Origin of the sequence: Pantoea sp. B65, assembly GCF_047308185.1 — a bacterium.
Lineage (GTDB): Bacteria > Pseudomonadota > Gammaproteobacteria > Enterobacterales > Enterobacteriaceae > Erwinia.
In genome coordinates, this window is record NZ_JAHXPU010000011.1 from 316,749 (window position 1) to 328,898 (window position 12,150).

A 12,150-nucleotide genomic window follows, 5' to 3' on the forward strand; every position below is an offset into this window, starting at 1 on the left:
TATGACGCGACCGTAAATATATTATTTAACCACGCGCAGTGCCGGACGACCACCGCGCGGCGGCGGATCATCATCAGGATTATTACCATCACCGCTAGCGTCATCAGGACGGTCGCCATCAATCACCGACATCACGGTATCCGGTTCATCCTGCTCAGCCATAAAGCTGTGCTCACCGCCCTCATAGGCTGGCTCAGGCTCAAACATAGTGCCTGCGCCATTCTCACGGGCATAGATGGCCAGCACCGCATTCAGCGGCACCGTCACCTGACGAGGTACGCCGCCAAAACGTGCATTAAAACGCACTTCATCATTGCCTAACTCAAGGTTACCGACGGCACGCGGCGCGATATTCAGAACGATCTGTCCATCACGGGCATATTCCAGCGGAACCATTACGCCAGGCAGATTGATGTCTACGACTAAATGCGGCGTCAGCTGGTTATCCAGCAGCCACTCGTAAAACGCTCGCAACAGATAAGGGCGACGTGCGGTTAGTTGAGACATTTCCATACTATTAGCCCCGCGTTTGCAGGCGCATTTCACGTTCCGCTTCCGTCAGGGAAGCAAGGAAGGAATCACGCTCAAACACGCGCGTCATATAGCCTTTCAGCTCTTTCGAACCCGTGCCTGCCAGTTCAATGCCCATCTGCGGCAAACGCCATAGCAGTGGTGCCAGATAGCAGTCAACCAGGCTAAATTCTTCGCTCATAAAAAATGGCGTGCGGGCGAACAGTGGCGCAATCGCCAGCAGCTCTTCGCGCAGTTGTTTACGCGCGGCTTCAGCTTCCTGCGCATTGCCGTTTTCGACCTTACGCATCAGGCTGTACCAGTCCTGCTCCACACGATGCATCATCAGACGGCTCTCGCCGCGCGCCACCGGATAAACCGGCATCAATGGCGGATGCGGAAAACGCTCATCAAGGTATTCCATGATGATACGAGATTCATACAGCGTCAGCTCGCGGTCCACCAGCGTTGGCACGGTGCGATACGGGTTGAGGTCAATCAGATCCTGAGGCAGATTATCCGTTTCAATCTGCTCGATCTCTACACTGACACCCTTCTCAGCCAGCACGATACGTACCTGATGGCTAAAGATGTCAGTCGGACCAGAAAACAGCGTCATTACCGAACGTTTGTTGGCAGCGACAGCCATGAAAACCTCCAAGTTTATCGAGAAAATTACTGCGAATAGCCAACCACGAGGCGACTAACCTGCTTGATATAACGGCTCGCAGCCATAAGTTACGCTGACCCGGCATCCTGACAGGATAAGCACGTGTAACCCACCCGGCTTACGGGCGCAAAGTGACAGACAGTTTACCAGATTTTAGGCTGGTTGTGGGGGCAGTGTTGAAGATTTGGCGGGAAAATGCTAGTGAGCGTTGAGATTCGACAGTTTATCCGGCATCAGCCAAGAAAAAACCCGGTGCTGGCACCGGGTTTTCGATAATTTGCGCTGTAAACAGAGCGAATTAACGTTTGGAGAACTGTGGACGACGACGTGCTTTACGCAGACCGACTTTCTTACGTTCAACCTGACGCGCATCGCGAGTAACGAAGCCTGCTTTACGCAGTTCGCCACGCAGTGACTCGTCGTACTCCATCAGAGCGCGTGTGATACCGTGACGGATCGCACCAGCCTGACCAGAGATACCACCACCTTTAACGGTGATGTACAGATCAAATTTACCAACCATGTCGACCAGTTCCAGCGGCTGACGAACTACCATGCGGGCAGTTTCACGACCGAAGTACTGTTCCAGAGAACGCTGGTTGATAACGATGTTACCGCTACCCGGCTTGATAAAGACGCGAGCGGAAGAGCTTTTGCGGCGACCAGTGCCGTAGTTTTGATTCTCAGCCATTGCCTATAATCCCGATTAAATGTCCAGAACTTGCGGTTGCTGTGCCGCATGGTTGTGCTCGTTGCCCGCGTAAACTTTCAGTTTACGGTACATAGCACGACCCAGCGGGCCCTTTGGCAACATGCCTTTAACCGCGATTTCAATCACACGCTCAGGACGGCGAGCAATCATCTCTTCAAAGGTCGCTTGCTTGATACCACCGATGTGGCCAGTGTGATGGTAATAAATCTTATCGCTACGCTTGTTGCCAGTTACAGCAACTTTCTCAGCGTTCAGAACGATAATGTAATCACCAGTATCAACGTGCGGAGTATATTCCGCTTTGTGCTTACCGCGCAGACGCGAAGCCAGTTCAGTCGCCAGGCGACCTAAAGTTTTGCCCGTTGCGTCAACAACGTACCAGTCACGTTTTACGGTTTCTGGTTTAGCTGTAAAAGTTTTCATCTGAAAGCTTACCCAAATTAAGTTACACGTTGGTGAAATCCCAAACGCTTGAATAAACGGTTGAGGCTCACACGACCATCTTGACCAGCAAGCCCACCCCTTCGGATAGAGTTACTGGAACACAAAAGTTTTGGGAAAAAAACCTTTGCTGTAACGTGGGGTCGCAAGATTATAGAGAAGTCGCACACAAAGCGCGACCCTTTTTTACGATTAAATCGTCGACCCCATAAGGTTTTTTCTGGCAATCAGGGCAAATGGTCAAGCCGCAGGTATTCTTCGCTCTGCATCTCCTGCAAACGCGACAAACAGCGCTGATACTCAAACTTCAGCCGTTCACCCTGATAAATCTCAAACAACGACGTTTCTGCCGCCACCACCAACTTGACGTGGCGCTCGTAAAATTCGTCCACCAGCGCCAGAAAACGACGTGCCTGATCTTCGGTGCGGTTAATCATCACCGGCACATTAAACAGCAGCACGCTGTGGAAACGACGCGACAGTTCGATGTAGTCATGCTGGCTACGGGCTTCGCCACATAAGGTGTGAAAATCCATTGCCACCACGCCTTCGGCCATACCTAAGGTTGGCAGAGCGCGGTGATTGACCTCCAGTACCGGTTTATCCGCGTCGCGCGCCCGCCCTGCCAGCGCGACAAACATCCGATCCATCTCGCGATCGGTCTGTTCATTCAGCGGTTGCATCCACAAATGAGCGGATGTCAGGGTGCGCAGACGGTAATCAATACCGGCATCCACGTTCATGATATCACAATGGCGCTTAATCAATTCAATTGCCGGTAAAAAGCGCGCGCGCTGCAAACCATTACGATAGAGATCGTCTGGCGGAATATTCGACGTCGCCACCAGCGAAATCCCCCTGGCGAACAGCGCTTCCATTAGGGTCCCGAGCAGCATCGCATCGGTGATATCGGAGACAAAAAACTCATCAAAGCAGAGAATATCGGTTTGCGCCTTAAAACCATCGGCAATGATCTCCAGCGGATCTGCCTGTCCCTGCAGCTGAGTCAGCTCTTCATGTACGCGCAACATAAAGCGGTGAAAGTGCAGCCGCAACTTGCGATCGCCAGGAATTGCCCGAAAAAACATATCCATCAACCAGGTCTTACCGCGCCCGACGCCTCCCCACATATACAAGCCGCGCAGCGGTTCCAGTCGGGCTGATTTATCCTTGCCCATGAGTCTGCTCAGCTTGCCAAACAGCCCTTTGCCCGGCTCCATCACCACTGTCGGAGCGGCGATTAAAGCCTGCTGCAGAGCGTCTAAACGGGTAATGGCGGCACGCTGGACATCATCGGCCTGGTATTCGCCGTTATGCAGCGCCTGCTGATAAAGCGCCAGAGGAGAAGTTGTTTGCATTGTTCAATCACATTCCCTGAAAAGTAGTCTGTCTCATCGTCGGTTGACGAAAAAAAGGCCGTTCTACACTAAGCGATGCCGCCGCAGGATTCCACTTCGAATAGATTAGCGGGTATAGTGGCTATTATTAGTTGAAAGGCCCTACGGAACAACGAAGACAACATGGGAGTCATGATATGACCTGGGAATACGCGCTTATTGGTTTGGTGGTTGGTATCATTATCGGCGCGGTGGCAATGCGTTTTGGTAATAAGAAATTGCGTGAACAGCGTAGCATGCAGTATGAACTGGAAAAAACGAAAGCCGAGCTGGCTGATTATCGTGATGAACTGACGAATCATTTCGCCCAGAGCGCTGAGTTGCTGGACAATATGGCGCGCGATTATCGTCAGCTTTATCAGCATATGGCGAAAGGTTCTAACGACCTGTTGCCAAATCTTCCGGGTGATAAGAACCCGTTTGCCTGGCAGTTAACCGAAGCAGAAGCGGATAACGATCAGGTACCGGTTCAGATGCCGCGTGATTACTCCGACGGCGCTTCCGGCTTGTTGCGTGGCGAACGCGCCAGACGCGACTAATCAATTTCCCGGGGCGCGATTGCGCCCCTCTTAGCATGAAAACACCGAACCCTTTTCTGAATCATCTGTCACAGTTTTCAGTCTCCATACTGTTTCCCCCTTCCATTTTTGCAGCGAGAGCGTCGTAACGATGAAGAAAAAATCATTACTGTTTAGCGCATTAGCCTTGAGTATTGGCCTGAATGTCACCGTCGCACCGCAGGCTATGGCGGCGTTACCGGCACAAATCGCAGGACAATCGCTGCCGAGCCTGGCGCCGATGCTGGAGAAAGTGTTGCCGGCGGTGGTCAGCGTGCATGTCGAAGGCACTCAGACGCAAACTCAGGATATTCCCGAGCCACTGAAACGCTTCTTTGGTCAGGAAGGCTCAGGTGAGGGCCAGCCGCAGCCATTTGAAGGTCTTGGCTCCGGGGTGATTATCAACGCGGAAAAAGGCTATGTGCTCACCAACAATCACGTGGTGAACGGAGCCGATAAAATCAGCGTGCAGCTGAGTGACGGCAATGAATATGACGCCAAACTGATTGGTCATGATGAGCAGACCGATATCGCCCTGATCCAGATTAGCGGCGCAAAAAATCTCACCCAGGTGAAAATCGCCGACTCCGATCGGCTGAAAGTAGGTGATTTTGCCGTGGCTATCGGCAACCCTTTCGGTCTCGGACAAACCGCCACCTCCGGGATTATCTCAGCGCTCGGTCGCAGCGGTCTGAATCTCGAAGGGCTGGAAAACTTTATTCAGACCGATGCCGCCATCAACCGGGGTAACTCAGGCGGTGCGCTGGTTAATCTGAATGGCGAGCTGATTGGGATTAACACCGCCATACTGGCGTCAAGCGGCGGCAATATTGGTATCGGCTTTGCTATTCCGTCCAATATGGCGATGAACCTGGCGCAGCAGCTGATTGAATTTGGTGAAGTGAAGCGTGGCCAGTTGGGTATCAAAGGTACCGAAATGACCGCCGAGATGGCCAAAGCCTTTAATGTTGATGCCCAGCGCGGTGCCTTTGTCAGCGAAGTGCTGCCAAAATCCGCCGCTGCCAGCGCCGGGATTAAAGCCGGCGATATTATCGTTTCCGTTGATGATAAGCCGATCGGTAGTTTTGCCGAGCTGCGTGTCAAGATTGGCACCACGGCGCCGGGCAAAGAGGTGAAAATTGGCCTGTTGCGTGATGGTAAGCCGCTCGCGGTTACCGTTAAGCTTGAAAACAGCGCGCAAAGCACCGCCAGCGCTGCGCTACTGTCACCGGCACTGCAAGGCGCGACCCTCAGCGACAGTCAGCTGAAAGATGGCACCAAAGGGGTGAAGGTCGATGCCGTCGCCAAGTCGACACCGGCCGAGCAGGTTGGTTTGCATAAAGATGATGTGATTATCGGTATCAACCGCACCCCGATAGCAAACCTTGCCGAACTGCGTAAGCAACTGGAAGCAAAACCGCCGCTAATCGCTCTGAATGTCGTGCGTGCCGGTGAAAGCATCTATCTGCTGCTGCGTTAACGTTATTGTTATCACGACGCGGACACAACCCCGTGTGTGTCCGCGTAACTCATGTTATTCTGCCTTCCGTTCTTTCCTGGCCTGACTTAACACCATGTTTCCTAAACTTTTGCGTTCGGTGATCCTTGGCCTGATCGTTGCGGGCATATTATTAGCGGCGATGCCAGCGCTGAGGATTAGCAGTAGCCTGATTTACGCGCACGATGATAGTGCCGATGAAACGCCGGTGAGTTATAACCGCGGCGTACGCCGTGCTGTGCCCGCCGTGGTGAACGTCTACAACCGTGGCGCCGGGGGCGGCACACAAAATGGCGGCGTGACCACCCTCGGTTCCGGCGTTATCATGAACGCAAAAGGTTATATTCTGACCAACCGGCATGTCATCAATAACGCCGACCAGATTATCGTCGCCTTGCAGGATGGCCGTTTTTTTGAAGCGATGCTGGTGGGCTCTGACAGCCTGACCGATCTGGCGGTACTGAAAATTACCGCCTCCAACCTGCCGGTGATCACCATCAACCCGAAACGCATGGCGCATGTCGGCGATATTGTAATGGCGATTGGTAATCCCTATAACCTTGGGCAAACCGTGACGCAGGGGATTATCAGCGCCACCGGACGTGTTGGCCTGAGTCCTTCCGGGCGCCAGAACTTCCTGCAAACCGATGCGTCAATCAACCACGGCAACTCTGGCGGCGCGCTAATCAACTCGCTGGGTGAGCTGATGGGCATCAATACCCTTTCCTTCGATAAAAGCAATGATGGCGAAACGCCGGAAGGTATCGGCTTTGCCATTCCTACCGCACTGGCGACCAAAATCATGGATAAGCTGATTCGTGACGGGCGGGTGATCCGTGGCTATATCGGTATCACCGGGCGTGAAGTGCCGCCGCTGCATGGTCAGGGGGCGGGTATTGATCGTATTCAGGGGATTGTGGTTAGCGAAGTGGCGCCTGGCGGCCCGGCAGCGAAGGCCGGTATTGAGATTAACGATGTGATTACCAGCGTGAATGGCAAACCCGCGGTCTCCGCGCAGGAAACCATGGATCAGGTCGCCGAGATCCGTCCAGGTTCAGTGATTCAGGTGCAGGTGATGCGGAACGATCAGAAACTGACGATGCCGGTGACCATACTCGAGTACCCGCAACAGAATTAAACCATAAGGGCGGCATTTATGCCGCCCTTACGACAGCCGCGAATTACTTAACGAACTCTTCGCCCAGTGTAATATCTTTCTTCAGCGTATCCAGCATACTTTCCAGCGACTGCTGTTCGAATGCGCTTAGCGTGCCGACAGGCAAACGTTCCTGAATACCGTTTTTGCCCAGCAACAGTCGTTGCGCGAAGAAACGGGTATGTTCGCCATCCCCTTCAACATATGCACACTCTACTACGTTACTTTCACCCTTCAGTGCGCGTACCAGAGAGAGACCAAAGCGTGCTGCCGCCTGACCCATTGACAGGGTCGCCGAGCCGCCACCCGCTTTCGCTTCCACCACTTCCGTACCCGCGTTTTGGATACGTTTGGTCATCTCCGCCGCTTCCTGCTCGCTAAAGCTCACACCGGGGATCTGAGACAGCAATGGCAGAATGGTCACACCCGAGTGTCCGCCCACTACCGGTACATCCAGATCTTCCGGCTGTTTGCCTTTCAGCTCAGCCACGAAGGTGTTAGCACGCATGATATCCAGCGTTGTGACACCGAAAAGTTTATTCTTGTCGTAAACACCGGCTTTTTTCAGCACTTCGGCGGCAATCGCCACGGTGGTGTTCACCGGATTGGTAATTACCCCAATCAGTGCTTGCGGGCTGGTGCTGGCCACTTGTTGAATCAGGTTACGTACGATGCCGGCGTTAACATTAAACAGGTCGGAGCGATCCATACCCGGTTTACGTGCCACGCCTGCCGAAATAAGCACCACATCCGCACCCTGCAGGGCTGGCGTGGCATCTTCACCGCAGAAACCTTTTATTTTAACTGCTGTAGGGATATGACTTAAATCAACTGCAACACCTGGTGTTACAGGAGCGATGTCGTACAGAGAGAGTTCTGAACCTGCCGGAAGCTGGGTTTTGAGCAGAAGCGCGAGAGCCTGACCAATACCGCCGGCTGCGCCGAGGACTGCAACTTTCATCCTAAACTCCTTATTATAGTGATCAGAAAAGTGCCGGGAATCCATTTGTCTACAAGGATAGCCAACCTGAGAGGTAATGACGAGAATGTTGTCATTACTTTGCGTACTGTCGCACTCAACCGGGTAAAAAATAGTTAATCCGATCGGATTACGTACAGGTTTGACGCCAGCTCATAGCAAAATACCGACACATTATTCTGCGATTACAATACACCGATGCTCGCGATCAAAACAAGAACAATCTGATAACAATCCGTTTACTTTACCTGTATGGCGAGTGTTTTCAGCTGATTTTTCATCACCCGGAAAGTTTGTTAGAATGCGCTCCCGCCATGAAATAGCCGCCCGGCCCTGCAAAGTCTATTTGCATAACCATTCATTTAAATGCATAATAATGTACCACCCGCAGTCGGGTATCCTGTTATTCCCTCTTTTATATCGGTAGCCTATGCGTAACCCATCAAAACAAGAAGATCTGATTAAGGCGTTTAAAGCCTTACTGAAAGAAGAAAAATTCAGCTCTCAGGGTGAAATTGTTCTGGCGCTTCAGGATGAAGGTTTCGACAATATTAATCAGTCCAAAGTCTCACGCATGCTGACTAAGTTTGGCGCCGTACGTACGCGCAATGCCAAAATGGAGATGGTTTACTGCCTGCCGGCCGAGCTGGGCGTGCCGACCACCACCAGCCCGCTGAAAAATCTGGTGCTGGATATCGACTACAACGATGCGCTGGTAGTGATCCATACCAGCCCGGGCGCCGCACAGTTAATCGCCCGCCTGCTGGACTCGCTGGGTAAAGCCGAAGGCATTCTCGGCACCATCGCTGGCGACGACACCATCTTTATTACGCCAGCCCGTGCCTTTACGGTAAAACAGTTGTATGACGCGATTCTGATGTTATTCGAACAAGAACTATAAATAGCGGGCGTGAAACCGCCGCGTAACCTGCCTCTTACCTGGTTGTAGCATTACCTTTACTTAGAGCCGACTCTGTCGGCTTTTTTGTTATTAGTGACCCGCAAATGGCGCAAAGCCGCATAAATCACTGGGTTAGCAAGCCATTCCCCCTCTTTTCCCCTGCCGCCACTGCTGACATAGCGTGATCGACTGCAAAGTTACGCACGAATAGCTAAAGTGACTTATGTTGCTGTTTTTACATGATATTAACATGACGGATTCAATCTATAAGCTTTTGTTATAACCAGGAGTTATTAAAAACCGCTTTCCCCGCAAAGTATCCCAACAAAATATTATTAGCAGAGTATTAATTTCCACAGTGATTAGATCTATACTTCTTTTCGTGATGTGAATCACACTAAACAAAAAGATAAAAATAGACGACGAGGAAATAAACATGAACGTTAAAACTACTATCGCAACCCTTAGCATTCTCTCTGCTCTGTCATTTGGCGCTTTTGCAGCTGAATCCATCACCGCAGAACAGGCACAGAATATGCAGCCTGCCGGCATGATCAGCGTGAGCGGCATCGCGGGTGCACCGACAGATATGAATGAAGCGCTGGTGCAGAAAGCTGATCAACAGGGTGCAAAAGCCTATCGCGTGGTTGAGGCTTACGAAAACGGCAACTGGCACGCCACTGCTGAATTGTACAAATAAGTTATCGAAGATTTGCTATTAACGACGACGGCAACCCCAAGCATAAAAATGGCTTTTCATCCCTTTCGGTTGCCCTGAACAACAAATTTCTGGAGTAAATATTATGAAAACGACTATCGCTATCGCTGCTTTAGGTCTGGCTTCTGTGCTTTCTTTCGGCGCCAGCGCTGCAAACCTGGTTACCGATCAACAGGTTGCCAGTGAAAATCTGCATTCTATCGGTACCATCTCCGTCAGCGGTCTGGATAGCTCGCCAATGACCATTCGTGAAGCGCTGTCCCAGAAAGCTAACGAACAGGGCGCCAGCTCATACCGTGTGATCGAGGCTTACAGCAACGGCAACTATCACGCGACCGCTGAAATCTATAAATAATTCACCGTTACGGGCGTAAAACAGTCACGCCCGTCCGTGACATCGACGACCTGGTCATGATGTTGAACCCGCAGGTTGTTGAGCACAATGAGGAGAGGAACCTATGAAAATTAAAACAACCATCGCAACATTGAGCCTGCTTTCCCTGATGACCTTCGGCGCTGCTGCTGCCGATCTGATCAGCGCTGAACAGGCAGGCAATCTGCAGTCTGCGGGGACAATTACCGTGAGTGGTGTAGCCGGTGCGCCGACGGATATCCGTCAGGCACTGTCACAAAAAGCGGATGCACAAGGCGCCAGCGCATATCGCGTGATTGAAGCACGCACCGGCGATAGCTGGCACGCCACCGCCGAGCTCTATAAGTAATTCCTCGTCGATCTGCTGATCTGACGAACCCTTTGGCCCCGCTCGCCGGGGCCCTTTTTGCCACTGCTTGCCGAATAACCCTACCGAATGTTGAAGCGGAGCTGCCCCTCAAGCTCCTCTTCAGCCTCGTCAAATAACAGGATCAGCGCACCATAGCGCCGCTTCTGCCCCGATCCCAGATTAATAAATTCGATTTCAACCGGTAACGGCAATAAAGACAGCGTGACTACCTCCCACAGCGTATCCAGATCGGTGATCAGGCGATCGGCCAGCGCAAAACGCTCACTGAATTGACGATAAAAATGGGCCTGATCGACGATCTCGTTAAAATCAAAGCTCTCTTTTTTCATGTCGGCAGCTCCGCAAAACAGTACCGGGCGGTTGTCACCGCCCGGATGATTACAGCCCACCAAGGTGCAGGGCTTTGACCTCCAGGAACTCTTCTAATCCCAGCACCGAGCCTTCTCGTCCCAGGCCTGACTCTTTTACACCGCCAAAAGGCGCCAGCTCTGTCGATACCGCACACTCATTGATACCCACCATGCCGCTCTCCAGCGCAGCCGATACGCGGAACACTCGCTGTAAATTCTGCGTATAGAAATAGGCAGCCAGCCCAAACTCGGTATCGTTGGCGCGGCGGATTACCTCCGCTTCATCATCAAAACGGAAACAGGCGGCCACCGGACCAAAGGTCTCTTCTCTCGCCAGCTTCATCCCTTCGTGCGCCTCAGCAATCACCGTTGGCTGCCAGAAATTGCCGCCCAGTTGATGACGCCCACCACCGGCGACAATGCGTCCCCCCTGCGCCACCGCATCCCTGACGTGCTCTTCCACTTTTTCCAGCGCCGCCGGCTCAATCAGCGGTCCGACAACCACCCCTTCATCCGCGCCGTTGCCCACTTTCAGCTGATTCACTTCATCCGCCAGCTGGTTAACAAAACGGTCGTAAACGCTATTGTGGATATAGAAGCGATTAACGCTAACGCAAACCTGTCCGGCGTTGCGGAATTTATTGGCAATCGCCCCTTTTACGGCGGCATCTATATCAGCATCGTCAAATACGATATAGGGCGCATTGCCTCCCAGTTCCATCGACACCTTTTTCATGGTCTCCGCGGCATTGCGCATCAATAGTTTGCCGACCTGCGTCGAGCCGGTGAAAGAGATTTTACGTACCGCTTTACTGGCCATAATCGCATCGCTAATAGCGTGGGTATCACCCGCGACGGCATTCAGTACGCCATCCGGCACTCCGGCCTTTTTCGCCAGCGCCAGCAAAGCAAAAGCGGAGAGTGGCGTATTATTGGCCGGTTTAATAATACCGGTACAGCCGACGGCCAGCGCCGGACCCAGTTTGCGCGTCAGCATCGCCATCGGGAAGTTCCACGGCGTGATCGCCGCCACCACCCCAATCGGTTCGCGCGTGGCATAAATACGCGAACCCGGTTTCGCCGGCGGAATAATCTCGCCGTTAACGCGCTTCGCCTGCTCGGCAAACCACTGAATAAAGCTGGCCGCATATTCCACTTCACCTTCGGCCTCTTTAATCGGTTTGCCCTGCTCGGCAGTCATGAGCTGGCCGAGCCAGCTTTTATTGTCAATGATTAGCTGATACCAGCGATAAAGGATTTCGGCGCGCTGTTTCGCGGTCTTTGCCCGCCAGCCCGGGAAGGCTCGCCAGGCGGCGGCGATCGCCTGCTCCGTTTCGGCTTTTCCCGCCCTGGCGACGTTCGCAATGGTTTCACCGGTGGCGGGATTGAGTACCGCGAAAGTGTCGCTAAGCGTGTGCCATTTCCCTTCGGCCAGCCAGCCGGTCTGGAAAAGGTCATTATCTTGCAGGATTGTATAAGACATAATTTTCTCCTGATTAATTGGCCATCCTGTTTAGC

General features: G+C 52.6%; 15 protein-coding genes. 7 read left to right on the top strand and 8 right to left on the bottom strand.

Going from position 1 to position 12,150, the window contains the following annotated elements; translation table 11 throughout:
• Positions 1-21: 21 nt before the first annotated feature.
• The 5 genes from sspB to zapE form a co-directional block, all read right to left on the bottom strand.
• Entirely contained in the window at positions 22-513 is a 492-nt protein-coding gene (sspB, locus tag JWF83_RS02355) for a ClpXP protease specificity-enhancing factor (RefSeq protein ID WP_413648353.1), read from the bottom strand.
• Between the two features lie 4 nt (positions 514-517).
• Positions 518-1,159: a stringent starvation protein SspA gene (sspA, locus tag JWF83_RS02360; protein ID WP_413648355.1), complete on the bottom strand. Its 642-nt coding sequence runs from the start codon at positions 1,157-1,159 to the stop codon at positions 518-520.
• A 319-nt stretch (positions 1,160-1,478) separates the two neighbouring features.
• Positions 1,479-1,871 (bottom strand): 30S ribosomal protein S9, encoded by a 393-nt coding sequence (rpsI, locus tag JWF83_RS02365; protein WP_017801478.1) that lies wholly within the window; start codon positions 1,869-1,871, stop codon positions 1,479-1,481.
• A gap of 15 nt (positions 1,872-1,886) precedes the next feature.
• On the bottom strand, positions 1,887-2,315 hold the full coding sequence (gene rplM / locus JWF83_RS02370; RefSeq protein ID WP_413648356.1) for a 50S ribosomal protein L13: 429 nt from the start codon (positions 2,313-2,315) through the stop codon (positions 1,887-1,889).
• Between the two features lie 245 nt (positions 2,316-2,560).
• Entirely contained in the window at positions 2,561-3,691 is a 1,131-nt protein-coding gene (gene zapE, locus JWF83_RS02375) for a cell division protein ZapE (protein ID WP_413648358.1), read from the bottom strand.
• A gap of 176 nt (positions 3,692-3,867) precedes the next feature.
• Between zapE and zapG the strand changes: the two genes are divergently transcribed.
• The 3 genes from zapG (at position 3,868) to degS (ending at position 6,923) form a co-directional block, all read left to right on the top strand.
• A complete protein-coding gene (gene zapG, locus JWF83_RS02380) occupies positions 3,868-4,269 on the top strand; it encodes a Z-ring associated protein ZapG (RefSeq protein ID WP_413648359.1) in 402 nt (133 codons plus the stop codon).
• Positions 4,270-4,399: 130 nt separating this feature from the next.
• The gene (gene degQ, locus JWF83_RS02385; RefSeq protein ID WP_413648361.1) at positions 4,400-5,767 is read left to right on the top strand and encodes a serine endoprotease DegQ; all 1,368 of its coding nucleotides are present in this window, start codon (positions 4,400-4,402) and stop codon (positions 5,765-5,767) included.
• A gap of 94 nt (positions 5,768-5,861) precedes the next feature.
• Positions 5,862-6,923: an outer membrane-stress sensor serine endopeptidase DegS gene (gene degS, locus JWF83_RS02390; protein WP_413648363.1), complete on the top strand. Its 1,062-nt coding sequence runs from the start codon at positions 5,862-5,864 to the stop codon at positions 6,921-6,923.
• Between the two features lie 43 nt (positions 6,924-6,966).
• Here the strand turns inward: degS and mdh are convergent, their stop codons facing one another.
• Positions 6,967-7,902 carry a malate dehydrogenase gene (gene mdh, locus JWF83_RS02395; RefSeq protein WP_413648364.1) on the bottom strand — a complete coding sequence of 312 codons (936 nt, stop codon included), beginning with the start codon at positions 7,900-7,902 and terminating at the stop codon, positions 6,967-6,969.
• A gap of 448 nt (positions 7,903-8,350) precedes the next feature.
• On the opposite strand from mdh, the gene argR reads away from it, so the two are divergent.
• The 4 genes from argR to yhcN (JWF83_RS02415) all read left to right on the top strand — a co-directional run bounded on the left by argR (position 8,351) and on the right by yhcN (JWF83_RS02415) (position 10,261).
• Positions 8,351-8,821, top strand: a complete 471-nt coding sequence (argR, locus tag JWF83_RS02400; RefSeq protein ID WP_313855305.1) for a transcriptional regulator ArgR — start codon at positions 8,351-8,353, stop codon at positions 8,819-8,821.
• Between the two features lie 436 nt (positions 8,822-9,257).
• On the top strand, positions 9,258-9,521 hold the full coding sequence (gene yhcN, locus JWF83_RS02405) for a peroxide/acid stress response protein YhcN (RefSeq protein WP_413648366.1): 264 nt from the start codon (positions 9,258-9,260) through the stop codon (positions 9,519-9,521).
• Positions 9,522-9,624: 103 nt separating this feature from the next.
• On the top strand, positions 9,625-9,894 hold the full coding sequence (gene yhcN, locus JWF83_RS02410) for a peroxide/acid stress response protein YhcN (protein ID WP_413648367.1): 270 nt from the start codon (positions 9,625-9,627) through the stop codon (positions 9,892-9,894).
• A gap of 103 nt (positions 9,895-9,997) precedes the next feature.
• Positions 9,998-10,261, top strand: coding sequence for a peroxide/acid stress response protein YhcN (gene yhcN / locus JWF83_RS02415; RefSeq protein ID WP_413648368.1), 264 nt, complete (start codon positions 9,998-10,000; stop codon positions 10,259-10,261).
• An 80-nt stretch (positions 10,262-10,341) separates the two neighbouring features.
• On the opposite strand, the gene JWF83_RS02420 is transcribed toward yhcN (JWF83_RS02415), so the two are convergent.
• A complete protein-coding gene (locus JWF83_RS02420) occupies positions 10,342-10,611 on the bottom strand; it encodes a hypothetical protein (RefSeq protein ID WP_413648370.1) in 270 nt (89 codons plus the stop codon).
• A gap of 49 nt (positions 10,612-10,660) precedes the next feature.
• Complete coding sequence (locus JWF83_RS02425; RefSeq protein ID WP_413648372.1) at positions 10,661-12,115, bottom strand: NAD-dependent succinate-semialdehyde dehydrogenase; 1,455 nt, start codon at positions 12,113-12,115, stop codon at positions 10,661-10,663.
• Between the last annotated feature and the right edge of the window lie 35 nt (positions 12,116-12,150).

What these genes read in the sequence shown, in the direction of transcription:
- argR (WP_313855305.1), top strand. Translation starts at nt 8,351, where the DNA reads ATGCGTAACCCATCAAAACAAGAAGATCTGATTAAGGCGTTTAAAGCC.
- yhcN (WP_413648366.1), top strand. Translation starts at nt 9,258, where the DNA reads ATGAACGTTAAAACTACTATCGCAACCCTTAGCATTCTCTCTGCTCTG.
- rpsI (WP_017801478.1), bottom strand. Translation starts at nt 1,871, where the DNA reads ATGGCTGAGAATCAAAACTACGGCACTGGTCGCCGCAAAAGCTCTTCC.
- JWF83_RS02420 (WP_413648370.1), bottom strand. Translation starts at nt 10,611, where the DNA reads ATGAAAAAAGAGAGCTTTGATTTTAACGAGATCGTCGATCAGGCCCAT.
- yhcN (WP_413648368.1), top strand. Translation starts at nt 9,998, where the DNA reads ATGAAAATTAAAACAACCATCGCAACATTGAGCCTGCTTTCCCTGATG.
- sspA (WP_413648355.1), bottom strand. Translation starts at nt 1,159, where the DNA reads ATGGCTGTCGCTGCCAACAAACGTTCGGTAATGACGCTGTTTTCTGGT.
- JWF83_RS02425 (WP_413648372.1), bottom strand. Translation starts at nt 12,115, where the DNA reads ATGTCTTATACAATCCTGCAAGATAATGACCTTTTCCAGACCGGCTGG.
- zapE (WP_413648358.1), bottom strand. Translation starts at nt 3,691, where the DNA reads ATGCAAACAACTTCTCCTCTGGCGCTTTATCAGCAGGCGCTGCATAAC.
- degS (WP_413648363.1), top strand. Translation starts at nt 5,862, where the DNA reads ATGTTTCCTAAACTTTTGCGTTCGGTGATCCTTGGCCTGATCGTTGCG.
- rplM (WP_413648356.1), bottom strand. Translation starts at nt 2,315, where the DNA reads ATGAAAACTTTTACAGCTAAACCAGAAACCGTAAAACGTGACTGGTAC.
- zapG (WP_413648359.1), top strand. Translation starts at nt 3,868, where the DNA reads ATGACCTGGGAATACGCGCTTATTGGTTTGGTGGTTGGTATCATTATC.
- yhcN (WP_413648367.1), top strand. Translation starts at nt 9,625, where the DNA reads ATGAAAACGACTATCGCTATCGCTGCTTTAGGTCTGGCTTCTGTGCTT.
- degQ (WP_413648361.1), top strand. Translation starts at nt 4,400, where the DNA reads ATGAAGAAAAAATCATTACTGTTTAGCGCATTAGCCTTGAGTATTGGC.
- mdh (WP_413648364.1), bottom strand. Translation starts at nt 7,902, where the DNA reads ATGAAAGTTGCAGTCCTCGGCGCAGCCGGCGGTATTGGTCAGGCTCTC.
- sspB (WP_413648353.1), bottom strand. Translation starts at nt 513, where the DNA reads ATGGAAATGTCTCAACTAACCGCACGTCGCCCTTATCTGTTGCGAGCG.